At 64.5% G+C, this 19,243-nt stretch carries 32 protein-coding genes; 2 read left to right on the top strand and 30 right to left on the bottom strand.

The annotated features are described in order from the left end of the window. Window positions 1-58: 58 nt before the first annotated feature. The 3 genes from NUW50_RS19920 to NUW50_RS19910 all read right to left on the bottom strand — a co-directional run bounded on the left by NUW50_RS19920 (window position 59) and on the right by NUW50_RS19910 (window position 2,734). A complete protein-coding gene (locus tag NUW50_RS19920) occupies window positions 59-1,408 on the bottom strand; it encodes a replication-associated recombination protein A (RefSeq protein WP_258290935.1) in 1,350 nt (449 codons plus the stop codon). A 69-nt stretch (window positions 1,409-1,477) separates the two neighbouring features. Further along, entirely contained in the window at window positions 1,478-2,065 is a 588-nt protein-coding gene (locus NUW50_RS19915; RefSeq protein WP_258290934.1) for an acyl-homoserine-lactone synthase, read from the bottom strand. Between the two features lie 75 nt (window positions 2,066-2,140). Further along, window positions 2,141-2,734, bottom strand: a complete 594-nt coding sequence (locus NUW50_RS19910) for an autoinducer binding domain-containing protein (RefSeq protein WP_258290933.1) — start codon at window positions 2,732-2,734, stop codon at window positions 2,141-2,143. Window positions 2,735-3,105: 371 nt separating this feature from the next. On the opposite strand from NUW50_RS19910, the gene NUW50_RS19905 reads away from it, so the two are divergent. Further along, the gene (locus tag NUW50_RS19905; RefSeq protein WP_258290932.1) at window positions 3,106-3,303 is read left to right on the top strand and encodes a hypothetical protein; all 198 of its coding nucleotides are present in this window, start codon (window positions 3,106-3,108) and stop codon (window positions 3,301-3,303) included. A gap of 80 nt (window positions 3,304-3,383) precedes the next feature. Here the strand turns inward: NUW50_RS19905 and rplQ are convergent, their stop codons facing one another. The 7 genes from rplQ to rplO all read right to left on the bottom strand — a co-directional run bounded on the left by rplQ (window position 3,384) and on the right by rplO (window position 8,631). Continuing rightward, a complete protein-coding gene (rplQ, locus tag NUW50_RS19900) occupies window positions 3,384-3,803 on the bottom strand; it encodes a 50S ribosomal protein L17 (RefSeq protein WP_258290931.1) in 420 nt (139 codons plus the stop codon). Window positions 3,804-3,946: 143 nt separating this feature from the next. Continuing rightward, window positions 3,947-4,963: a DNA-directed RNA polymerase subunit alpha gene (locus NUW50_RS19895; protein WP_258290930.1), complete on the bottom strand. Its 1,017-nt coding sequence runs from the start codon at window positions 4,961-4,963 to the stop codon at window positions 3,947-3,949. Window positions 4,964-5,079: 116 nt separating this feature from the next. Then, window positions 5,080-5,469, bottom strand: coding sequence for a 30S ribosomal protein S11 (gene rpsK / locus NUW50_RS19890; RefSeq protein WP_258290929.1), 390 nt, complete (start codon window positions 5,467-5,469; stop codon window positions 5,080-5,082). A gap of 12 nt (window positions 5,470-5,481) precedes the next feature. Further along, window positions 5,482-5,850, bottom strand: coding sequence for a 30S ribosomal protein S13 (rpsM, locus tag NUW50_RS19885; RefSeq protein ID WP_258290928.1), 369 nt, complete (start codon window positions 5,848-5,850; stop codon window positions 5,482-5,484). 195 nt (window positions 5,851-6,045) lie between these two features. After that, window positions 6,046-6,687 carry an adenylate kinase gene (locus NUW50_RS19880; RefSeq protein WP_258290927.1) on the bottom strand — a complete coding sequence of 214 codons (642 nt, stop codon included), beginning with the start codon at window positions 6,685-6,687 and terminating at the stop codon, window positions 6,046-6,048. After that, window positions 6,684-8,042 carry a preprotein translocase subunit SecY gene (gene secY, locus NUW50_RS19875; RefSeq protein WP_258290926.1) on the bottom strand — a complete coding sequence of 453 codons (1,359 nt, stop codon included), beginning with the start codon at window positions 8,040-8,042 and terminating at the stop codon, window positions 6,684-6,686. The genes NUW50_RS19880 and secY overlap by 4 nt, the downstream gene beginning before the upstream one ends. Before the next feature lie 103 nt (window positions 8,043-8,145). Continuing rightward, window positions 8,146-8,631 carry a 50S ribosomal protein L15 gene (gene rplO / locus NUW50_RS19870; RefSeq protein ID WP_258290925.1) on the bottom strand — a complete coding sequence of 162 codons (486 nt, stop codon included), beginning with the start codon at window positions 8,629-8,631 and terminating at the stop codon, window positions 8,146-8,148. A 230-nt stretch (window positions 8,632-8,861) separates the two neighbouring features. Here rplO and NUW50_RS19865 point away from each other — a divergent pair, with 230 nt between their 5' ends. Continuing rightward, complete coding sequence (locus NUW50_RS19865) at window positions 8,862-9,566, top strand: VIT1/CCC1 transporter family protein (RefSeq protein WP_258290924.1); 705 nt, start codon at window positions 8,862-8,864, stop codon at window positions 9,564-9,566. Between the two features lie 195 nt (window positions 9,567-9,761). On the opposite strand, the gene rpmD is transcribed toward NUW50_RS19865, so the two are convergent. The 20 genes from rpmD to rpsJ form a co-directional block, all read right to left on the bottom strand. Then, window positions 9,762-9,953: a 50S ribosomal protein L30 gene (gene rpmD / locus NUW50_RS19860; protein WP_258290923.1), complete on the bottom strand. Its 192-nt coding sequence runs from the start codon at window positions 9,951-9,953 to the stop codon at window positions 9,762-9,764. An 11-nt stretch (window positions 9,954-9,964) separates the two neighbouring features. Further along, on the bottom strand, window positions 9,965-10,546 hold the full coding sequence (rpsE, locus tag NUW50_RS19855; protein ID WP_258290922.1) for a 30S ribosomal protein S5: 582 nt from the start codon (window positions 10,544-10,546) through the stop codon (window positions 9,965-9,967). Window positions 10,547-10,717: 171 nt separating this feature from the next. Beyond that, window positions 10,718-11,077, bottom strand: coding sequence for a 50S ribosomal protein L18 (gene rplR / locus NUW50_RS19850; protein WP_258290921.1), 360 nt, complete (start codon window positions 11,075-11,077; stop codon window positions 10,718-10,720). A gap of 10 nt (window positions 11,078-11,087) precedes the next feature. After that, entirely contained in the window at window positions 11,088-11,621 is a 534-nt protein-coding gene (gene rplF, locus NUW50_RS19845) for a 50S ribosomal protein L6 (RefSeq protein ID WP_258290920.1), read from the bottom strand. Window positions 11,622-11,634: 13 nt separating this feature from the next. After that, window positions 11,635-12,027, bottom strand: coding sequence for a 30S ribosomal protein S8 (gene rpsH, locus NUW50_RS19840; RefSeq protein WP_258290919.1), 393 nt, complete (start codon window positions 12,025-12,027; stop codon window positions 11,635-11,637). A gap of 12 nt (window positions 12,028-12,039) precedes the next feature. Continuing rightward, window positions 12,040-12,345: a 30S ribosomal protein S14 gene (gene rpsN, locus NUW50_RS19835; protein WP_258290918.1), complete on the bottom strand. Its 306-nt coding sequence runs from the start codon at window positions 12,343-12,345 to the stop codon at window positions 12,040-12,042. Between the two features lie 16 nt (window positions 12,346-12,361). Continuing rightward, a complete protein-coding gene (gene rplE / locus NUW50_RS19830; protein WP_258290917.1) occupies window positions 12,362-12,925 on the bottom strand; it encodes a 50S ribosomal protein L5 in 564 nt (187 codons plus the stop codon). Next, window positions 12,925-13,230, bottom strand: coding sequence for a 50S ribosomal protein L24 (gene rplX, locus NUW50_RS19825; RefSeq protein ID WP_258290916.1), 306 nt, complete (start codon window positions 13,228-13,230; stop codon window positions 12,925-12,927). The genes rplE and rplX overlap by 1 nt, the downstream gene beginning before the upstream one ends. Next, complete coding sequence (gene rplN, locus NUW50_RS19820) at window positions 13,230-13,598, bottom strand: 50S ribosomal protein L14 (RefSeq protein ID WP_258290915.1); 369 nt, start codon at window positions 13,596-13,598, stop codon at window positions 13,230-13,232. Before rplN ends, rplX begins: the two co-directional genes overlap by 1 nt. Window positions 13,599-13,674: 76 nt before the next feature. After that, entirely contained in the window at window positions 13,675-13,914 is a 240-nt protein-coding gene (gene rpsQ / locus NUW50_RS19815; RefSeq protein ID WP_258290914.1) for a 30S ribosomal protein S17, read from the bottom strand. A 4-nt stretch (window positions 13,915-13,918) separates the two neighbouring features. Continuing rightward, complete coding sequence (gene rpmC, locus NUW50_RS19810) at window positions 13,919-14,134, bottom strand: 50S ribosomal protein L29 (protein WP_258290913.1); 216 nt, start codon at window positions 14,132-14,134, stop codon at window positions 13,919-13,921. Window positions 14,135-14,316: 182 nt separating this feature from the next. Then, window positions 14,317-14,730, bottom strand: coding sequence for a 50S ribosomal protein L16 (gene rplP, locus NUW50_RS19805; protein WP_258290912.1), 414 nt, complete (start codon window positions 14,728-14,730; stop codon window positions 14,317-14,319). Between the two features lie 12 nt (window positions 14,731-14,742). Then, entirely contained in the window at window positions 14,743-15,459 is a 717-nt protein-coding gene (rpsC, locus tag NUW50_RS19800; protein ID WP_258290911.1) for a 30S ribosomal protein S3, read from the bottom strand. Beyond that, window positions 15,459-15,848 carry a 50S ribosomal protein L22 gene (gene rplV, locus NUW50_RS19795; RefSeq protein ID WP_258290910.1) on the bottom strand — a complete coding sequence of 130 codons (390 nt, stop codon included), beginning with the start codon at window positions 15,846-15,848 and terminating at the stop codon, window positions 15,459-15,461. Before rplV ends, rpsC begins: the two co-directional genes overlap by 1 nt. A 2-nt stretch (window positions 15,849-15,850) precedes the next feature. After that, window positions 15,851-16,129 (bottom strand): 30S ribosomal protein S19, encoded by a 279-nt coding sequence (rpsS, locus tag NUW50_RS19790; protein ID WP_258290909.1) that lies wholly within the window; start codon window positions 16,127-16,129, stop codon window positions 15,851-15,853. A 3-nt stretch (window positions 16,130-16,132) separates the two neighbouring features. Continuing rightward, on the bottom strand, window positions 16,133-16,972 hold the full coding sequence (gene rplB / locus NUW50_RS19785) for a 50S ribosomal protein L2 (protein WP_258290908.1): 840 nt from the start codon (window positions 16,970-16,972) through the stop codon (window positions 16,133-16,135). 127 nt (window positions 16,973-17,099) lie between these two features. Continuing rightward, window positions 17,100-17,396, bottom strand: coding sequence for a 50S ribosomal protein L23 (locus NUW50_RS19780; RefSeq protein ID WP_258290907.1), 297 nt, complete (start codon window positions 17,394-17,396; stop codon window positions 17,100-17,102). Then, window positions 17,393-18,013: a 50S ribosomal protein L4 gene (gene rplD / locus NUW50_RS19775; protein WP_258290906.1), complete on the bottom strand. Its 621-nt coding sequence runs from the start codon at window positions 18,011-18,013 to the stop codon at window positions 17,393-17,395. Before rplD ends, NUW50_RS19780 begins: the two co-directional genes overlap by 4 nt. Continuing rightward, the gene (gene rplC / locus NUW50_RS19770) at window positions 18,003-18,860 is read right to left on the bottom strand and encodes a 50S ribosomal protein L3 (RefSeq protein WP_258290981.1); all 858 of its coding nucleotides are present in this window, start codon (window positions 18,858-18,860) and stop codon (window positions 18,003-18,005) included. Before rplC ends, rplD begins: the two co-directional genes overlap by 11 nt. Window positions 18,861-18,874: 14 nt before the next feature. Then, entirely contained in the window at window positions 18,875-19,186 is a 312-nt protein-coding gene (rpsJ, locus tag NUW50_RS19765; RefSeq protein WP_258290905.1) for a 30S ribosomal protein S10, read from the bottom strand. Window positions 19,187-19,243 lie beyond the last annotated feature (57 nt).

Below are 19,243 nucleotides of genomic sequence, written 5' to 3'. Positions count from 1 at the left end.
CGGCGTGGCCGGATCGGTGCGGTTTCGTTGCGTTCGGCGGGGTCCGCAGAGCGCGACCTCAGCCCCCGGACCCGGCGCTTCCCTTCCGCTTCGCCCGCAATCCGGCAAAATAGTCGATCCGCTTCTTCAACTCGCGTTCATAGCCCCGTTCGACCGGCTGGTAGAGCACCGGACGCCTCAGCCCGTCCGGGAAGTAGTTCTGCCCCGAGAAACCGTCCTGCTGGTCGTGGTCATAGGCATAATCCTTGCCGTAGCCGATATCCTTCATCAGCCGGGTCGGCGCGTTGAGGATGTGCTTTGGCGGCGGCTCGCTTCCGGTCTTCTTCGCCAGCGCCATCGCCTCCTTGAAGGCGCTGTAACCGGCGTTCGATTTCGGAGCCAGCGCCAGATAGACCACCGCCTGCGCCAGGGCCAGTTCCCCCTCGGGACTGCCCAGCCGTTCGTAGAGTTCCCAGGCATGCAGGCAGATCGTCTGCGCCTGCGGGTCGGCCAGCCCGATATCCTCGACCGACATCCGGGTGATCCGTCGTGCCAGGAAGCGCGGGTCCTCGCCGCCCTCCAGCATCCGCGCCAGCCAGTAGAGCGCCGCGTCGGGGTCCGAGCCGCGCACCGATTTGTGCAGCGCCGAGATCAGGTTGTAATGCTCTTCGCCCGACTTGTCGTATTTCGACGCCCGCCGCATCAGCCGTTTGGTCAGCGCCTCGGTGTCCAGCTTGCCGTCCGGCTTCCAGGCCATCACCTGTTCGATCAGGTTCAACAGCGCCCGACCGTCGCCATCCGCCATCCCCAGCAGCGCCTCGCGCGCCTCGGCCTGCAGCGGCAGGGCCCGGCCCAGGGCCTGTTCCGCGCGCTGCGCCAGCCGCTCCAGATCGACCAGCGTCAGCCGGTTCAGGATCATCACTTGCGACCGGCTGAGCAGCGCCGCGTTCAGTTCGAAGGACGGATTCTCGGTGGTCGCCCCGACCAGCAGGATCGTCCCGTCCTCCATATGCGGCAGAAACCCGTCCTGCTGGGCCTTGTTGAACCGGTGGATTTCATCGACGAACAGCAGCGTGCCCTTGCCGGTCCGGCGCCGCATCTGCGCCGCCTCGAACACCTTGCGCAGCTCCGGCACGCCCGAGAAGATTGCCGAAATCTGCACGAAATGCAGGTCGGTCTCATCCGCCAGCAGCCGCGCGATCGTGGTCTTGCCCACCCCCGGCGGCCCCCAGAGCACCAGCGACGACAGCGACCCCGCCGCCAGCATCGAGGTCAGCGGCGCCTCGGGCCCCAGCACCGCCTCCTGGCCGATCACCTCGGCCAGGGTCTTCGGGCGCAGCAGGTCGGCCAGCGGACGATGCCCGCCGGGCGCGGCCTGCGCCGGGGCGGCGTCATTGGGGTCGGGGGTCTTGTCGAACAGATCGGCCATGGACGGAACCTAGGCCCGGGCGGCCGCATGGGAAAGGGGCGACCGGGCCCCCTGCCCCGGCATGGCGCCCTAATGCATCTTTTGCGCCAGTCCGATCCGGACACAGACCGACCGTTCGTTCTCGATCTCCAGGACCGGCCCCGCGGGCTGACAGTCGATCCCCGAGCGTCGCGCCAGGCGTGGCGAATGTTCGGGGATCAGCCCCAGCAGCGAGGTCGCCCCCAGCTTGCGGGCCGACATGACCATTTCCGAGATCAGCATCATCTGTACCCTGAGCCGCAGCCTGGCCGGCACCGAGGGCGACACGAAGACCCGGCTGCTTTCCCAGATATGGTCGGCAACCGGCGCCTCGTCCCACAGGAGGTTGCTGGGAATGCTGTCCAGCAGCCCCCGTTGGGCATCGCGGATCATGTAACTGTAGATGCCGCAGCGCGCTGTGGTCGGCGTCAGCCGGACACCGGCCAGGATCTGGCCCAGCTCGTGCACCGCCACCCAGCGGCTGGCGGGCGTGTCATACTGGTCGAACTCCATCCCATCGGCATGCGGCAGTTGCCAGTTGTTGCGGACGATGAAGGTATCATGCCTGGCCCGCAGCATGTTGGCGAACAACTCGCCATGCATGTGGAGATTGGTGATAGAGAGAGTGGTGACTTCCATGGCAGCCTCTAGCTTCGGGTTTGGAAACCTTGGGCGAGGCCATGGTGGCCGCTGGCCGGCGCTGCAGCATCGCTATCATAGCAGGCGGTATTCCCGTGCCTTGCGGATAGCCTGCGCGGTGGTCCGTGCGCGAAGCCGGGTTCGGGCCGCCAGCAGCCGCGCCTTCAGGGCGCTTTCCGAAATCCCCAGCTTCGCGGCCGCTGCCGTGTGCCGATACCCGTCCGCCAGTAGCCGAAGCGCCTCAACCTGCGCCTTGGTCAGTTCGGTCGGCGGCTCCGCTGCCTCATGTAGTTGCCTCACGATATCCTTTGCCGCGTCGATCTCGGAATCCGAGAATTCCCGGTCCGACCGCGCCATGCCGACGATCGAGCGCGAGGTGATCGGCCCGAAGGACACGACCATGCCGTAGGTCAGGCCGTAGCGCCGGGCCTGACCCAGTATGTTGAACGGGTCGGGCAGCTTGATCTCGCTCCAGCGGGTCGCCCCCTTGACGCCCAGACCCCAGAACACCGCCGGGTCGCGCAACGCATAGGCGTTCTCGTCGTATCGCTTCTGCCATGCCTCGTGATAGGTCCGCACATAGACCAGCGGAGCTGCGAAGCGGATATGCAGCCCGGCCGAATAGCCCAGCGGCGCCATCCGCTCCAGATCAGAGAACAGCATCGCCATCGACCGGCGCCCGGCCGGTGGTTCCCCGGCCGCGTCCGCAGCATCAATCGCGTCCAGATACATCGGTTGTTTTGGTTGCCACACGCCCCTTGCCCCCCTGTCGTGCCTCTCGGCACCATTCTCCCTGCGATCCCCCGACCGCACATATGTCGCCGTCTCGTCCGGGATCTGGCAGCAACCCCGCGAACGAGTCAACCGGCGATTGCCTGGCTGTCGCCCCGTGTCTGCCTAAGGTGGAGGCAAACACCTCCAAGCGCGACAAGGTGTTGCAGGTTGCAATCAAATAATTGAATGGTTTGGCGAAACAATTTGTGGTTGAATTGACGTCAATTCAGGATTGACGGATTCGGGTTCCGCAAATGGGGGTTTGCATGATGGATCAGGACGCCGAACTGCGGCGCCGTATCGCGGCGCTCAGCGCCGCCGATCGGCAGGCGCTCATGGCCCGGCTGGGGCTGACGGAAGGACACACCGATAGCGAGGCCGCGCAAGAGCGGTTGGAGCTGTCGATCGCAAAAAAGAAGTCGCCCTCGGCCCCGCGTGCCGCGGCGGAACACCGGGCAAGCTAGCACCACGACACACGAAAAGGCCCGCGTCATGATCGACGCGGGCCTCATGTCTTTGCCAGTCAGGCACCTGGCCGGGGCGATCAGCCCTCGGCGGCCTCCTGGGCTTCCAGATAGGCGCGGTCGGCCTTGCCCTTGGCTTCCGGATCACGGTCCACCAGTTCGACGATCGCCATCGGCGCCATGTCGCCATAGCGGAAGCCGGCCTTCAGAACCCGCACGCAGCCACCGTTGCGCTCCTTGTAGCGAGGACCGAGCACCGAGAAGAGCTTCTCGACATGCATGTCCTGCTTCAGCTGCGCCGCAGCCTGGCGACGGGCGTGCAGATCGCCGCGCTTGCCCAGCGTGATCAGCTTTTCCACGATCCGCTTCAGATCCTTGGCCTTGGGCAGCGTGGTCTTGATCTGCTCATGCTCGATGACCGAGCCGGCCATGTTGGCGAACATCGCCTTGCGGTGTTCATGGGTGCGGTTGAGTTTCCGGTAACCGTTGCCGTGATTCATGATGTCATTCCTTCGTGTTTTGCTTTGTCCGGCAGGTCCTGTCGCGTGGCCTGCTCACCTTGGGGCACCATGCCCGGTCGTCCGATGCGTGATATCACGCACCCCACAGGACCGGCCCGTAGGGTGCGTGCTTGCACGCAGCGCTAGAACTGGTCTTCGAACTTCTTCGCCAGATCCTCGATGTTCTCCGGCGGCCATTCCTCGACATCCATGCCCAGGTGCAGGCCCATGCCCGACAGCACTTCCTTGATCTCGTTCAGGGATTTGCGGCCGAAGTTCGGGGTCCGCAGCATTTCGGCCTCGGTCTTCTGGATCAGGTCGCCGATATAGACGATGTTGTCGTTCTTCAGGCAGTTGGCCGAACGCACCGAAAGCTCCAGCTCGTCCACCTTCTTCAGCAGCAGCGGGTTGAATTCCAGCCCGTCGTCCGCCGTGCCCTCGCGGGTCGATTCCGGCTCGTCGAAGTTGACGAAGATCGACAGCTGGTCCTGCAGGATGCGGGCCGCATAGGCCACGGCGTCATCCGGGGTCAGGCTGCCGTCGGTCTCGACCTTCAGCGTCAGCTTGTCGTAGTCCAGCACCTGGCCCTCGCGGGTGGGCTGCACCTCATAGCTGACCTTCTTGACCGGCGAATAGATCGCGTCGATCGGAATCAGCCCGATCGGAGCGTCTTCCGGGCGGTTCTTGTCGGCCGAGACATAGCCCTTGCCGGTCGCCACGGTCAGTTCCATGAACAGCTCGGCACCATCGTCCAGGTGGCAGATGACGTGATCGCGGTTCAGAACCTCGACCCCGGCACTTTCCGAGATGTCCCCGGCGGTCACGACGCCCGGCCCCTTGGCCGAGATCGACACCCGCTTGGGTCCGTCCACATCCATGCGGAGCGAGACGCCCTTCAGGTTCAGCACGATGTCGGTGACATCCTCGCGGACGCCCGCAACGGACGAAAATTCATGCAGCACGTTGTCGATCTGCACGCTGGTGATCGCGGCGCCCTGAAGCGACGACATCAGCACGCGACGCAGGGCGTTGCCCAGCGTCAGGCCGAATCCGCGCTCCAGCGGTTCGGCAATGACCGTCGCCTGACGTCCCGGCTCGTTGCCCGGCTTGACGTTCAGTTGCGTCGGTTTGATCAGGTCTGCCCAGTTCTTGTGGATCATGCGACTTGCCTCCATTCCTGTTTCCGCGCCCATGTCCGTTGGCGTGGAAACCCCCGAGGGTCAAAATAACGATCCCGGGCCGCAACCATGTGCGCCCCGGGTGCAACCGGTAAAGCTCAGACCCGGCGACGCTTCGGCGGGCGGCAGCCGTTGTGGGCAATCGGCGTCACATCACGGATCGAAGTGATGTTGAACCCGACGGCCGCCAGCGCGCGCAGCGCCGATTCGCGGCCGGACCCCGGGCCCTGCACTTCGACTTCGATGGTTTTCACACCATGCTCCTGCGCCTTCTTGCCCGCGTCCTCGGCGGCCATCTGCGCGGCGTAGGGGGTCGATTTCCGCGATCCCTTGAAGCCCATGGTCCCGGCCGACGACCAGGCAATCGCATTGCCCTGAACGTCCGAGATCAGGATCTTGGTGTTGTTGAAGGACGAGTTCACATGCGCCACACCAGCGGCGATGTTCTTGCGCTCTTTGCGCTTCGTGCGGGTTTTTTCGCGTGCCATTCTCGCGCCCCCCTATTTCTTCTTGCCGGCAATGGCCTTTGCGGGGCCTTTGCGGGTGCGTGCGTTGGTATGGGTGCGCTGGCCACGGACCGGCAGGTTGCGGCGGTGGCGCAGGCCACGGTAGCAGCCAAGATCCATCAGACGCTTGATGTTCATCTGGGTCTCACGACGCAGGTCGCCTTCGACGGTCACGTTGGCGTCGATGAACTCGCGGATCGTGAGCACTTCGGCGTCGGACAGTTCGTTGACCCGGCGCGAAGTGTCGATGCCGACAGCAGCACAGATCTCTGCGGCTTTGCTCGGGCCGATGCCGGTGATGTAGGTGAGTGCGATGGGAACCCGCTTTGCAGTCGGGATATTGACGCCGGCGATACGTGCCACGTGTCTCTTCCTTTCGTTGCGGTTCCGTAGTGCCGGAACCTTTTTTCACAACGTCGGCCCGTGGCGGTTTCCCGCGACGGGCCTGGCTGTCTGATGATCTTGCGCGGCAGGGTGCGACCCCGGCGCAAACTGATTCCCTTTCGGGATGGGTTGCAGTACGGGCTTAACGGTCGTCCGTCAAGACCGATTGACCGCTCAGCCCAGCACGGCCTTGATCTCGGCCGCCACGGCGTCGATCTCGCCCATGCCGTCCACCGTCCGCAGGTGGCCCTTGGCATAGTAATAGCCGATCAGGGGCGAGGTCTGCTTGTAGTATTCGAACAGCCGCGTCTTCAGGCTTTCGGCATTGTCGTCGGCACGGCGCTTGAACTCGGTGCCGCCGCAGACGCTGCACTTGCCGTCGGCCGGGATCGGCTTGGTGGTGTCGTGGTAGACCTCGCCGCAGGACCCGCAGGTCGAACGCCCCGAGACCCGGTCCACCAGCGCCTCGTCGTCCACCTGCATCTCGATGACGACATCCAGCTTCTCGCCACGGCCGTCCAGCAGCTGGCCCAGGGCATCGGCCTGTTTCAGGGTGCGCGGGAAACCGTCGAAGATGAAGCCGCCGGCCTTGTCGCCGTCCAGCTTCTCGGCAATCAGCCCGATGACGATCTCGTCGGTCACCAGCTCGCCGCGATCCATCACCGCCGCGACCTGCTTGCCCATCGGGGTGCCGCTGGTCCGGGCCTCGCGCAGCATGTCTCCGGTCGAAAGCTGGATCATGCCCCGCTCATCGACCAGCCGACGCGCCTGGGTGCCCTTGCCGGCCCCTGGCGGGCCGAGGAGGATGATGTTCATCGTCTGACTGTCCCCTTGCTTGCCCCGCGCTTCTTGCCGCGCAGCTGCGACTTCTCGATCAGGCCCTCGTACTGGTGCGCCAGAAGATGCGACTGCACCTGGTTGATCGTGTCCATGGTGACCGAGACCACGATCAGCACCGAGGTGCCGCCGAAGTAGAACGGGATCGCGAACTGGGACCGCAGGATTTCCGGCAGCAGGCAGACCGCCGCCAGATAGGCCGACCCGACGACCAGCAGACGAGCGACGACATAGTCGAGGTAATCGACCGTCTTGGCGCCGGGGCGAATGCCGGGAATGAAGCCGTTCTGGTTCTTCAGGTTGTCCGCCACGTCTTCCGACTTGAACGCCACGTTGGCGGTGTAGAAATAGGTGAAGAACACGATCATGCTGGCGAAGAACAGCAGATACAGCGGCTTGCCGGGGCCGAAATAGGCCAGGATCGTGGACATGATCGGCCCGGTCGCGCCGCCCGAGAAGGTCGAGATCGTGGTCGGCAGCAGCAGCAGCGACGAGGCGAAGATCGCCGGGATCACGCCGGCCGGGTTGACCTTGACCGGCAGGTGGCTGGTGCCCCCGTCATAGACCTTCATCCCGACCTGGCGGCGCGGATACTGGATGTGGATCTTGCGCAGCGCCCGCTCCATGAAGACCACGAAGGCCATGACGGCGATGACGATGAAGATCACCGCGATGATGACGCCGGGGCTGACGGTGCCGGACCGGCCCGAGGCCAGGAACTGCGCCAGGGCCTGCGGGATTTCCGCGACGATGCCGACGAAGATGATCAGCGAGATGCCGTTGCCGATGCCGCGGGCGGTGATCTGCTCGCCCAGCCACATCAGGAACATCGTGCCGCCCAGCAGGGTGATGATGCAGGCCGCCCGGAAGGTGAAGCCCGGATCATGCGCCAGGTTGCCGGCCTCCAGGCTGGCGGCCAGGCCATAGGCCTGGAACAGCGCCAGCACCACGGTGCCGTAGCGGGTATACTGGTTGATCTTCTTGCGGCCCTGTTCGCCCTCTTTCTTCAGCGCTTCGAGCTGCGGCACCATGCTGGTCATGAGCTGCACGATGATCGAGGCCGAGATATAGGGCATGATGCCCAACGCGAAGATCCCCATGCGGGAGATCGCCCCGCCGGTGAACATGTTGAAGATGCCCCCCAGTCCGGAGGAGGCCGAATCCATGAACTCCCTCAACGCGGTGCCGTCGATCCCCGGCACCGGGATATAGGTCCCGATCCGGTAGACGATCAGCAGCCCGATCGTGAAGAAGATGCGCTGTCTCAGTTCGGTCGCCTTGCCGAGCGTCGCCCAGCTGAGGTTGGCGGCCATCTGTTCCGCGGCGGATGCCATTGGAGCCCCTTCGATGACAGCGCCGCCAGACCGGTTTCCGGTCGGCGGCGCCAAGGTAAAACCTGTGCGGGATGTAAGCAGCCCTGCGGCTGCCCACAAGCCGTTATTCAGCCGCCGCGGTCTCGCGGGTCTTTGCAGTCAGCGTCAAAGTGCCGCCGGCCTTCTCGACCGCAGCCTTGGCGGCCGCCGAGGCGCCGGTCAGCGCGATCTTCAGCGCCACCTTCAATTCGCCCTTCGCCAGCAGACGGATACCGTCCAGCTTGCGGCGCACGATGCCGGCCTCGACCAGCGAATCCTCGGTCACCTCGACCTTCGGATCGATCCGCTTGGCATCGACGAACTTCTGCAGCGTGTCGAGATTGATGACCGCGTAGCTCTTGCGGTTCGGCTTGGTGAAGCCGCGCTTCGGCAGGCGCCGGTAGAGCGGCATCTGGCCGCCTTCATAGGCGTTGATCGCAACGCCCGACCGCGAGGTCTGGCCCTTGATCCCGCGCCCGGCGGTCTTGCCCTTGCCGGACCCCGGACCGCGGCCAACCCGCATCCGTTTCTTCGTCGCACCGGGATTGTCCCGGAGATCGTTCAGTTTCATGTCGCTTCTCCTTGCCGGATGCGACCCCCAGCGACGGGAGCGGCCGACCACGGCTTGCTGATTGGTTCTCGACCCGGTGTCCGGGCCACCGCTGGCCTCTACACGTTCAGGCCGCCGCAGGCAAGGGCCAAGGCGGCCGGGGCCGGCCTGATCCAGATCAAGGCGCCGCGACGTCCTCTCCTGTCCTCTCGGACGCAGCCGCCGCCGACACGCAAAGGACCACGGACCAGATGACCAACGTCTCCGCCCACCCCGGTCAGCCCCATTACATCAACCGCAGCAACTGGCTGCGCGCCGCGGTGCTCGGGGCCAATGACGGGGTTGTGTCGGTCTCGTCGCTGATCGTCGGGGTCGCAGCGGCCGAACCCAGCCATAGCGCCGTGCTGATCGCCGGTGTCGCCGGCCTTACCGCCGGGGCGATGTCGATGGCGGCGGGGGAATATGTCTCGGTCTCGTCGCAGTCCGACATCGAAAGCGCCGACATCGTCCGCGAGACCGACGCGCTGCGGGATTTCCCCGAAGAGGAACTGGCCGAACTGGCCGGCATCTACCGCGAGAAGGGGCTGAGCGACGAAACCGCGCTGCTGGTCGCAAGGGAACTGACGGAAAAGGATGCACTGGCCGCGCATGTCCGCGACGAGTTGGGGCTCTCGGACACGCAGCGCGCCAACCCGCTCCAGGCCGCACTGGCCTCGGGCCTGACCTTCAGCGTCGCGGCGGCGGTGCCGCTGCTGGCGGCGGTGCTGGCACCGGTCGACACGATCATCCCGACCGTCCTGATCGTCACCGTCCTTGCCCTGGCCGCGCTCGGCGCCCTCGGCGCCCGGGCCGGCGCGGCGCCGATCCGCAAGGCCGTGATCCGGGTCGTCACCTGGGGGGTCTTCGCGATGATCGTCACCGCGGGGGTCGGCTATATCTTCGGGGTCACGCCCTGATCGGGGGCAGGGAGCGGTGGTGCCTTCAACCTGACGGGTGGGGACTTTCCCGGAAACATGCGGAATGGCCCGGAATTCGCCGCCGTGCGCGGCGTGCCGTTCCACCGCGACTATTGGCCGCCGAACGAAAAAACGCCCCGGACTCTCCGGAGCGTTTCAATCTGTCGGGATCGAGCCGCGGCTTGCCGCGCCCTGTCAGCCCCGCTCTTCGATGATCTTCACCATATGGGGAATCTTGTTCACCATGCCGCGGATGCTGGGCGTGTCTTCCAGCTCGCGGGTGCGGTTCATCTTGTTCAGTCCCAGACCCACCAGCGTCGCGCGCTGGTCGGCCGGGCGGCGGGTCGGCGAAGCGATCTGCTTCACCACAATGGTTTTCTTGGCCATCTTGGCGCTCCTCAGGCTTCGGCGTCGGCAGCGGCTTCAGCCGCTTCGGGCGCATCCGGGCGTTTCAGAATGTCGGCGACCTTCTTGCCGCGACGCTGCGCCACCGACCGGGGCGAGGCTTCGCGCTTCAGGCCGTCCATCGTGGCGCGGATCATGTTGTAGGGGTTCTGCGAGCCCAGCGACTTGGCGACGATGTCCTGGATGCCGAGCATCTCGAACACGGCACGCATCGGACCACCGGCGATGATCCCGGTCCCCGCCGGGGCGGTCCGCATCACCACACGACCGGCGCCATGACGGCCTTCCATGTCGTGGTGCAGGGTCCGGCCTTCGCGCAGCGGCACCCGGACCAGGCCGCGACGGGCCTGCTCGGTCGCCTTGCGGATCGCTTCCGGCACTTCCTTGGCCTTGCCCTTGCCGAAGCCGACACGGCCCTTCTGGTCGCCGACGACGACCAGCGCCGCAAAGCCAAAGCGCTTGCCGCCCTTGACGGTCTTCGACACCCGGTTGATCGCCACAAGGCGGTCGGCAAATTCCGGGTTCTCATCACGGCGGTCGTCGCGGCGTCCGCCTCTGTTCGGTTCACGAGCCATGCGGCTATCCTTCAACTCTGGCGCCAGGCGCCGTTACATCTCGATCCTTGGTGCGCCACCGGCGCCCGGATCATCGGGATGGCCGAAACCATCCGCAGTGTCCGTGATGGCGCGTGCGTACACGCGCCATACGGGGTCGGCAGGGTGCATGCCTGAGCACGCACCGCGCCCTCAGAACTTCAGGCCACCCTCACGCGCAGCCTCGGCCAGAGCCTTGATCTTGCCGTGAAAGAGGAAACCGCCGCGGTCGAAATAGCAGGTTTCGACGCCCGCCTTCTTCGCCCGCTCGGCGATCGTCGCGCCGATCTTGGCGGCCGCCTCGACATTGTTCTTGCCGACGACGCCCAGGTCTTTCTCCAGCGACGAGGCCGAGGCGACAGTCACGCCTTTCGCATCGTCGATCAGCTGGGCGCTGATGTTCTTGGACGACCGGTGAACCGACAGCCGCAGCCGTCCGTTCGAGGTCTTCCGCAGGGCATTCCGGACGCGCAAACGGCGCTTCAGGAACAGATCTCGCTTGGTATTTGCCATGTTCCCGGTCCTACTTCTTCTTGCCTTCCTTGCGGAAGATATACTCGTCCTTGTACTTGATCCCCTTGCCCTTGTAGGGCTCGGGAGCACGCCATTCGCGGATGTTCGCCGCGACCTGGCCGACAAGCTGCTGGTCGATACCTTCCACAACGATTTCGGTCTGTTTCGGCGTGGTGACAGTCACCCCGGCCGGAACCTCGAAATCCACGTCATGGCTGTAGCCGAGCGCCATCTTCAGGACATTGCCCTGCATCTGGGCCCGGTAGCCGACGCCGTTGATCTCGAGCTCTTTCTTGAAGCCTTCCGAAACGCCGATGACCAGGTTCTCGATCATGGTGCGGGTCATGCCCCACTGCTGACGAGCTTCCTTGGTCAGATCGACCGGCTTCACCACGATCTCGCCGTCTTCCATCGTGACGGTGACGGCATCGCGGAAGGTGAAGCTGCGGGTGCCTTTCGGCCCCTTCACTTCGACAACCTTGCCGTCGATCTTGGCTTCCACGCCTTTCGGCAGCGGGATCGGCTTCTTTCCGATACGCGACATGCTTCCGGCCTCCTTAGAATACGGTGCAGAGCACTTCGCCGCCCACATGGGCCGCCCGTGCTGCTGCATCCGACATGACACCTTTCGGCGTCGAGACAATGGAAACGCCAAGGCCCTGACGAACCTGCGGGATGTCCCGCACGCTCATGTAGACCCGGCGACCGGGGGTCGAAACGCGCTTGAGTTCGCGGATCACCGGGGTGCCTTCGAAATACTTCAGATCGATGACCAGTTCCGGGTGCCCATCGGCGCCCGTGCCCGCTTCATATCCGCGGATATAGCCTTCGTCCTTCAGCACATCCAGCACCCAGGCGCGCAGCTTCGAAGCCGGCGTCCTGACCTGGCTCTTGCCACGCATCTGCGAGTTGCGGATCCGGGCGAGCATATCTCCGAGAGGATCGTTCATACCATGCCCTCCTTACCAGCTCGACTTCACAAGGCCGGGGATCTGGCCCAGCGAGCCCAGCTCGCGCAGCGCGATCCGGCTGACCTTGAGTTTGCGGTAATAGGCGTGCGGACGCCCGGTGAGCTGGCAGCGGTTGTGCAGCCGGACCGCGCTGGAATTGCGCGGCAGCTTCGCCAGTTTCATCGTCGCCTTGAAACGCTCTTCCATCGGCTTCGATTGGTCTTCGATGATCGCCTTCAGCGCAGTGCGGCGGGCAGCATACTGGTCAACCAGCTTCTGGCGCTTCACTTCGCGTTCGACCATGGATTTCTTTGCCATTGATGTCTCTCCAGGCTCAGCTGTTGAACGGCATGTTGAAAAGCTTCAACAGCGCCTTGGCTTCTGCATCCGTCTTGGCGGTGGTGCAGACGATGATGTCCATGCCCCAGACCTCGTCGACCTTGTCGAAGTTGATCTCGGGGAACACGATATGTTCCTTCAGGCCCATGGCATAGTTGCCGCGGCCGTCGAACGAATTGCCCTTCACGCCGCGGAAGTCGCGGACCCGCGGCAGCGCCACGGTGATCAGACGATCGAGGAATTCATACATCCGGTCGCCGCGCAGGGTGACCTTCGCGCCCAACGGCATCATTTCCCGGACCCGGAAACCGGCGATCGACTTCTTGGCGACCGTGGTCAGGGCCTTCTGGCCGGCGATGATGGTCAGATCCTCGACGGCCGACTTGGCCTTCTTCGAATCCTTCACTGCCTCGGCGCCACAACCGATGTTCAGCACGATCTTGTCGAGCCGCGGGATCATCATGTCGTTCTTGTAGCCGAACTGCTCTTTCAGCGCGGCGCGGAGCGACTGCTGGTACAGCGTCTTCAGGCGCGGGGTATAGCTGGCTTGGTCCAACATCAGATCACCTCCCCGGTGGTCTTGGCAAAGCGGACCTTCTTGCCGTCTTCCATGCGGAAGCCGACGCGGGTCGCCTTGTTGTTGCTGTCCAGGATCGCCAGGTTCGACAGGTCCAGCGGCATCGCCACCGGAATGCGTCCACCCTGGGTGGCCTGGGTCTGGCGGCGGTGGCGGATGGCGATGTTGATGCCCTCGACGACGGCCTTGCCGGCCTTCGGGTCAACCGACCGGATTTCCCCGGTCTTGCCCTTGTCCTTGCCGGTCAGGACGATGACCTTGTCGCCTCGTTTCAGTTTCGCGGCCATCAGAGCACCTCCGGCGCAAGGCTGATGATTTTCATGAAGTTCTTGGCGCGAAGCTCGCGCACCACCGGCCCGAAGATACGGGTGCCGATCGGCTCCATGTTGTTGTTGATGATGACGGCGGCGTTGCGGTCAAAGCGGATCGCCGTGCCGTCCTCGCGGCGCACTTCCTTGGCGGTGCGAACGACGACGGCCTTGCGGACGTCCCCCTTCTTCACGCGACCGCGCGGAATGGCTTCCTTCACCGAAACGACGATGATGTCACCGACCGAGGCATAGCGGCGGTGCGACCCGCCGAGAACCTTGATGCACTGCACCCGGCGTGCGCCGGAGTTGTCAGCGACATCCAGATTCGTCTGCATCTGGATCATTTGGTTTCTCCCGACCTGTAGAGCCGCCCTTCCGGGTCATTGACTCCAGGGTTTCGATCAAACCGAAGGGTATGACTTAAGCCGAAGCTTCGGTCACGACCCTCCAGCGTTTGGTTTTCGAGACCGGCGCGCATTCTTCAATGCGAACCTTGTCACCGATCTTGAAGCTGTTGGTCTCGTCATGCGCCCGGTACTTCTTGGTCGCGCGAACCGTCTTGTGCAGCAGCGGATGCTTGTAGCGACGCTCGACCGCGACCGTGACGGTCTGGTTGTTCTGGTCGCCGGTGACGGTGCCTTGCAGGATACGCTTGGGCATGGGCTTACTCCGCCGTCGTGGCTGCAGCGGCAGCCTTTTGGTTCAGGGCCGTCATCACCCGGGCAACGTCGCGGCGGACGATGCGCATGCGGGCGGTGTTCTCGAGCTGGCCGGTGGCCTGCTGGAAGCGGAGGTTGAAAGCCTCCTTCTTCAGCGCGACAAGCTGATCGCGGAGCTGGTCCGGCGTCTTGTCCTTGAGTTCGGTGCTGGCTTTCGCCATTTCGGTCGTCCTTTCAACATCACCGGAGGGCCCGACATGGTCACCCTGATACCCGGTGGAGCTAGCAGTGAAGGCGCCCCTATAGAGGGGCGCCCGGCATTACGCAAGCCCCATGATGGGCCTGCCTGTCGTTCGGGCCGTGTCGGCACCGCGAGACGGGCGTTCTGCCCCCCCTTCGGTCCCTACCAGTCGGCGCGAACGATCGTCTTGGTCTTCACCGGCAGCTTCATCGCCGCCAGCCGCAGGGCTTCGCGCGCGGTGGTTTCGTCCACGCCGTCGATCTCGAACATGATCCGGCCCGGCTTCACCTTGGCCGCCCAGTACTCGACCGAGCCCTTGCCCTTACCCATCCGCACTTCGGTGGGCTTTCCGGTCACCGGCACGTCCGGGAACACCCGGATCCAGACCGATCCCTGGCGCTTCATGTGGCGGGTCAGGGCGCGGCGGGCCGCTTCGATCTGACGCGCGGTCACACGCTCGGGCTGGGTGGCCTTCAGGCCGAACGAGCCAAAGGCAAGGTCGTAACCGCCCTTGGCTTCGCCGTGAATCCGGCCCTTGTGTTGCTTGCGGAATTTCGTCCGTTTCGGTTGCAGCATCTGCTTGTCTCCTTAACGGTCGCGGCGCGGACCACCGGAACCACGCGGGCCCGGGCCGTCTTGCAGCTCTTGTTGCTTGCGATCACGGGCCGAGGGATCGTGCTCCATGATCTCGCCTTTGAAGATCCAGACCTTCACGCCGATGATCCCGTAGGGGGTCTTGGCTTCGGCCAGGGCATAGTCGATGTCGGCGCGCAGGGTATGCAGCGGCACGCGGCCTTCACGATACCACTCGGTCCGGGCGATCTCGGCACCGCCGAGGCGACCGCCGACGTTGACCCGGATGCCCAGGGCACCCATCCGCATCGCGTTCTGCACCGCCCGCTTCATGGCACGGCGGAAGGCAATCCGGCGCTCCATCTGCTGGGCAATGGATTCGGCGACCAGCGCGGCGTCCAGTTCCGGCTTGCGCACCTCGACGATGTTGAGATGCAGTTCGCTGTCGGTGATCGCGGCCAGCTTCTTGCGCAGACCTTCAATGTCCGCGCCCTTCTTGCCGATGATCACGCCCGGACGGGCGGTGTGGATCGTCACCCGGCACTTCTTGTGCGGCCGCTCGATGATGACCTTCGACACGCCGGCCTGGTAGCACTCCTTCTTGATGAACTTGCGCATCGCAAGGTCTTCAAGCAGCAGATTGCCATAGTCCTTGGTGTCGGCATACCAGCGGCTGTCCCAGGTGCGGTTGACCTGGAGACGCATGCCGATCGGGTTGACCTTCTGTCCCATTATGCTTGCTCCCCGGCGGCTTCGACCTGACGGACCTTGATGGTGAGTTCCGAGAACGGCTTCAGGATCTTGCCGTAACGGCCACGCGCCCGCGGACGGCCGCGCTTCATGACCAGGTTCTTGCCGACATAGGCCTCGGCGACGACCAGTTCGTCAACGTCGAGGTTGTGGTTGTTCTCGGCATTGGCGATCGCGGACTGAAGGCATTTCTTCACGTCCTGCGCGATCCGGCGCTTCGAGAACGTCAGGTCAACCAGAGCCTTGTCCACGGACTTGCCGCGGATCATCTGGGCAACCAGGTTCAGCTTCTGCGGCGAGGTCCGAAGCATCTTGGCCTTGGCCATGGCTTCGTTGTCTGCCACGCGGCGGGGGTTCTTTTCCTTGCCCATGACTACTTCCGCTTCGCTTTCTTGTCCGCGGCATGACCGTGATAGGTCCGGGTCGGCGAGTATTCACCGAACTTCTGACCGATCATGTCTTCCGTGACGTTGACGGGGATATGTTTGTGGCCGTTGTAGACGCCAAACGTGAGACCCACGAATTGCGGCAGGATCGTCGAGCGACGCGACCAGATCTTGATGACTTCGTTGCGGCCGGATTCGCGGCTCTTTTCGGCTTTCTTCAGCAGAAACGAGTCGACGAACGGGCCCTTCCAGACAGAACGCGACATAGCTCAGCGCCCCTTCTTTTTGGCGTGGCGCGAGCGGAGAATGTACTTGTCCGTCGCCTTGTTGGTGCGGGTGCGGTTGCCCTTGGTGCCTTTGCCCCAGGGGGTGACCGGGTGCCGGCCGCCCGAGGTGCGGCCTTCGCCGCCGCCATGCGGGTGATCGATCGGGTTCATCGCAACGCCGCGCACCGTCGGGCGGACGCCCTTGTGACGCATCCGGCCGGCCTTGCCGAAGTTCTGGTTCGAGTTGTCGGGGTTCGACACCGCGCCGATGGTCGCCATGCATTCCTGCCGGACCAGGCGCAGCTCGCCCGAGGACAGCCGGACCTGCGCGTAACCGCCGTCCCGGCCGACGAACTGGGCATAGGTGCCCGCCGCCCGCGCGATCTGGCCGCCCTTGCCGGGCTTCAGCTCGACATTGTGGACGATGGTGCCGATCGGCATGCCCGAGAACGGCATCGCGTTGCCCGGTTTCACGTCGACCTTGGCGCCCGAGATCACCTTGTCGCCGATTGCCAGACGCTGCGGCGCGAGAATGTAGTTCTCGGTGCCGTCCTCGTACTGGATCAGCGCGATGAACGCGGTCCGGTTGGGATCGTATTCGATCCGGCCGACGACCGCCGGCATGTCATGCTTGGTGCGCTTGAAATCCACGATGCGGTAGAGCCGCTTCGCGCCGCCCCCCTTGTGCCACATCGTGACTCGTCCGGTGTTGTTCCGTCCGCCCGTCTTGGTCAGACCTTCGGTGAGGGTCTTGACGGGGCGGCCTTTCCACAGCTCCGAACGGTCGATCAGAACCAGCCCGCGCTGGCCAGGCGTCGTCGGCTTATACGACTTGAGTGCCATGCTTTCTGTCTTCCGTTATTGCAGGGCCCCGATGTGGCGCCCTCGTTTGCTTTAGGGCCCCGTAGGTCCCGGTTACTAAAAAGTCAGCGGCCCCCAAGTTTGGGGGCCGAAGATTCGGCGCCTTCTATCAGAGCCCCGTCGTGACGTCGATGGTGTTGCCATCCTCGAGCGTCACATAGGCCTTCTTCACGTCGCGCCGGGTGCCCGGCTTGCCGCGAAAGCGCTTGGTCTTGCCTTTGGTGACGACGGTATTCACCGCCTTCACCTTGACGCCGAAGAGGTTTTCCACCGCTTCCTTGATCGTCGTCTTGGTCGCCGACTTGGCCACTTCAAAGACCACGGCGCCATGTTCGGACGCCATGGTGGCCTTCTCGGTGATGATCGGCTTCACGACCACGTCGTAGTGCTTCGGTTCAGCGCTCATTTCAGGCGGGCCTCCAGAGCTTCGACAGCCGCCCGCGTCAACACCAGGGTGTCGCGGCGAAGGATGTCATAGACATTGGCGCCCATGGTCGGCAGCACATCGACACCGTCGAGGTTGGCCGCCGCGCGGGCGAAGTTTTCGTTGACCGTGGCGCCGTCGATGACCAGCACGCGCTTCCAGCCCAGGGCCTTGATCGCCTTGGCCAGCGCGCCGGTCTTGGGTTCCGCCATGTCGGCGGCCTCCAGGATCACCAGGTCGCCGCTGGCGGCCTTCGACGACAGGGCATGCTTCAGACCGAGAGCACGAAACTTCTTCGGCAGGTCGTGGGCATGGCTGCGCGGCGTCGGCCCCTTGTAGGTACCACCGTGACGGAAGATCGGCGCGCCCTTGTCACCGTGGCGTGCGCCGCCGGTGCCCTTCTGGCGATAGATCTTCTTGGTCGAATAGCTGACCTCGGACCGGCCCTTGACCTTGTGGGTGCCGGCCTGGCTGCGCGAACGCTGCCAGCGCACCATCCGGTGCAGGATGTCGGCCCGCGGTTCCAATCCGAAGATCGCGTCGGGGAGGTCGATGTCGCCCGCCTTCTTGGCGTCGAGCTTGATGACGTCAGCCTTCATTTTTCTCGTCTCCTTCCGGCGCTGCACCTTCGGCCGGAGCCTCGGCCGCGGCCTTCTCGGCGGCTTCCATCGCAGCCTGCTCGGCAGCAGCAGCCTCGGCCTTGGCGGCCTCTTCGGCGGCGGCAGCCTCGGCGGCGGCAGCTTCAGCGGCCTTGCGGGCCTCTTCCGCCATGCTCTTCAGCCCGGCCGGCAGCATGACATTCTCGGGCACCGGCTTCTTCACCGCGTCCTTGACCGTGACCCAGCCACCCTTGGTGCCCGGGACCGCGCCCTTGATCATGATCAGGCCGCGTTCGCTGTCGGTGCGCACCACCTGCAGATTCTGCGTGGTGACCCGGACGGCGCCCATGTGGCCGGCCATCTTCTTGCCCTTGAACACCTTGCCGGGGTCCTGGCACTGGCCGGTCGAGCCGTGCGACCGGTGCGAGACCGAGACGCCGTGCGTCGCCCGCAGGCCGCCGAAGTTGTGCCGCTTCATCGCACCCTGAAAGCCCTTGCCGGCCGAGGTGCCCGAAACGTCCACGAACTGACCTTCGAAATAATGGTCGGCGGTGATTTCCTCACCGACGCCGATCATGTTCTTCGGATCGACCCGGAACTCGGCAATCTTGCGCTTCGGCGCCACCTTGGCGGCGGCGAAATGGCCGCGCATCGGGGCCGTGGTGCGGCTGGCCTTGGCCGTGCCCGCGCCAAGCTGGACGGCCGAATAGCCATCCTTCTCGGCGGTGCGCTGCGCCACCACCTGCAGGTTGTCGAGTTGAAGAACGGTAACGGGAACCTGCCGACCGTCTTCCATGAACAGGCGGGTCATCCCCACCTTCTTTGCAATAACGCCAGAGCGCAACATATCGGTCACCCTCCTCAGTTGAGCTTGATCTCGACGTCCACGCCGGCGGCGAGGTCGAGCTTCATCAGCGCGTCCACCGTCTGCGGGGTCGGATCGACGATATCGAGCAGCCGCTTGTGCGTCCGGATCTCGAACTGGTCGCGCGACTTCTTGTCGATATGCGGCCCGCGGAGAACGGTGAACTTCTCGATCTTGTTCGGCAGCGGGATCGGACCCCGGACCGTGGCACCGGTGCGCTTGGCGGTCTGGACGATTTCCGCGGTGCTGGCGTCCAGCACGCGGTAATCGAACGCCTTCAGGCGGATGCGGATATTCTGCGATTGCATGTCTTTGCCTTTCGCGGCCTTGGTTGAGAGGTGGAGCCCGGGCTCATCCCGGACCCC

Origin of the sequence: Frigidibacter sp. ROC022, assembly GCF_024723735.1 — a bacterium.
GTDB lineage: Bacteria > Pseudomonadota > Alphaproteobacteria > Rhodobacterales > Rhodobacteraceae > SLM-1.
The sequence above is the reverse complement of the archived record's forward strand: the minus strand, read 5'-3'. Positions and strand labels throughout refer to the sequence as shown.

Bases quoted from the DNA above. Each gene is read 5' to 3' on its own strand.
- rpmD (WP_258290923.1), bottom strand. From the start codon at position 9,953: ATGGCCAAGAAAACCATTGTGGTGAAGCAGATCGCTTCGCCGACCCGC.
- rplR (WP_258290921.1), bottom strand. From the start codon at position 11,077: ATGGCAAATACCAAGCGAGATCTGTTCCTGAAGCGCCGTTTGCGCGTC.
- rplO (WP_258290925.1), bottom strand. From the start codon at position 8,631: ATGAAACTGAACGATCTCCGGGACAATCCCGGTGCGACGAAGAAACGG.
- rpsQ (WP_258290914.1), bottom strand. From the start codon at position 13,914: ATGCCCAAGCGTATCCTGCAAGGCACCGTCACCGGCGACCAGAACAAC.
- rpsS (WP_258290909.1), bottom strand. From the start codon at position 16,129: ATGTCGCGTTCTGTCTGGAAGGGCCCGTTCGTCGACTCGTTTCTGCTG.
- secY (WP_258290926.1), bottom strand. From the start codon at position 8,042: ATGGCATCCGCCGCGGAACAGATGGCCGCCAACCTCAGCTGGGCGACG.
- NUW50_RS19910 (WP_258290933.1), bottom strand. From the start codon at position 2,734: ATGGCGATGCTGTTCTCTGATCTGGAGCGGATGGCGCCGCTGGGCTAT.
- rpsE (WP_258290922.1), bottom strand. From the start codon at position 10,546: ATGGCTCGTGAACCGAACAGAGGCGGACGCCGCGACGACCGCCGTGAT.
- rpsN (WP_258290918.1), bottom strand. From the start codon at position 12,345: ATGGCAAAGAAATCCATGGTCGAACGCGAAGTGAAGCGCCAGAAGCTG.
- rplV (WP_258290910.1), bottom strand. From the start codon at position 15,848: ATGGGCAAGGAAAAGAACCCCCGCCGCGTGGCAGACAACGAAGCCATG.
- rpsK (WP_258290929.1), bottom strand. From the start codon at position 5,469: ATGGCACGCGAAAAAACCCGCACGAAGCGCAAAGAGCGCAAGAACATC.
- NUW50_RS19865 (WP_258290924.1), top strand. From the start codon at position 8,862: ATGACCAACGTCTCCGCCCACCCCGGTCAGCCCCATTACATCAACCGC.
- rplP (WP_258290912.1), bottom strand. From the start codon at position 14,730: ATGCTGCAACCGAAACGGACGAAATTCCGCAAGCAACACAAGGGCCGG.
- rplC (WP_258290981.1), bottom strand. From the start codon at position 18,860: ATGTTGCGCTCTGGCGTTATTGCAAAGAAGGTGGGGATGACCCGCCTG.
- rplF (WP_258290920.1), bottom strand. From the start codon at position 11,621: ATGTCGCGTATCGGAAAGAAGCCGATCCCGCTGCCGAAAGGCGTGGAA.
- rplQ (WP_258290931.1), bottom strand. From the start codon at position 3,803: ATGAATCACGGCAACGGTTACCGGAAACTCAACCGCACCCATGAACAC.
- rpsC (WP_258290911.1), bottom strand. From the start codon at position 15,459: ATGGGACAGAAGGTCAACCCGATCGGCATGCGTCTCCAGGTCAACCGC.
- NUW50_RS19895 (WP_258290930.1), bottom strand. From the start codon at position 4,963: ATGATCCACAAGAACTGGGCAGACCTGATCAAACCGACGCAACTGAAC.
- NUW50_RS19920 (WP_258290935.1), bottom strand. From the start codon at position 1,408: ATGGCCGATCTGTTCGACAAGACCCCCGACCCCAATGACGCCGCCCCG.
- rplN (WP_258290915.1), bottom strand. From the start codon at position 13,598: ATGATCCAGATGCAGACGAATCTGGATGTCGCTGACAACTCCGGCGCA.
- NUW50_RS19880 (WP_258290927.1), bottom strand. From the start codon at position 6,687: ATGAACATCATCCTCCTCGGCCCGCCAGGGGCCGGCAAGGGCACCCAG.
- rpsH (WP_258290919.1), bottom strand. From the start codon at position 12,027: ATGAACGATCCTCTCGGAGATATGCTCGCCCGGATCCGCAACTCGCAG.
- rpsJ (WP_258290905.1), bottom strand. From the start codon at position 19,186: ATGCAATCGCAGAATATCCGCATCCGCCTGAAGGCGTTCGATTACCGC.
- NUW50_RS19915 (WP_258290934.1), bottom strand. From the start codon at position 2,065: ATGGAAGTCACCACTCTCTCTATCACCAATCTCCACATGCATGGCGAG.
- NUW50_RS19780 (WP_258290907.1), bottom strand. From the start codon at position 17,396: ATGAGCGCTGAACCGAAGCACTACGACGTGGTCGTGAAGCCGATCATC.
- rpmC (WP_258290913.1), bottom strand. From the start codon at position 14,134: ATGGCGAAAGCCAGCACCGAACTCAAGGACAAGACGCCGGACCAGCTC.
- rplE (WP_258290917.1), bottom strand. From the start codon at position 12,925: ATGTTGGACCAAGCCAGCTATACCCCGCGCCTGAAGACGCTGTACCAG.
- rplD (WP_258290906.1), bottom strand. From the start codon at position 18,013: ATGAAGGCTGACGTCATCAAGCTCGACGCCAAGAAGGCGGGCGACATC.
- rplB (WP_258290908.1), bottom strand. From the start codon at position 16,972: ATGGCACTCAAGTCGTATAAGCCGACGACGCCTGGCCAGCGCGGGCTG.
- rplX (WP_258290916.1), bottom strand. From the start codon at position 13,230: ATGGCCGCGAAACTGAAACGAGGCGACAAGGTCATCGTCCTGACCGGC.
- NUW50_RS19905 (WP_258290932.1), top strand. From the start codon at position 3,106: ATGATGGATCAGGACGCCGAACTGCGGCGCCGTATCGCGGCGCTCAGC.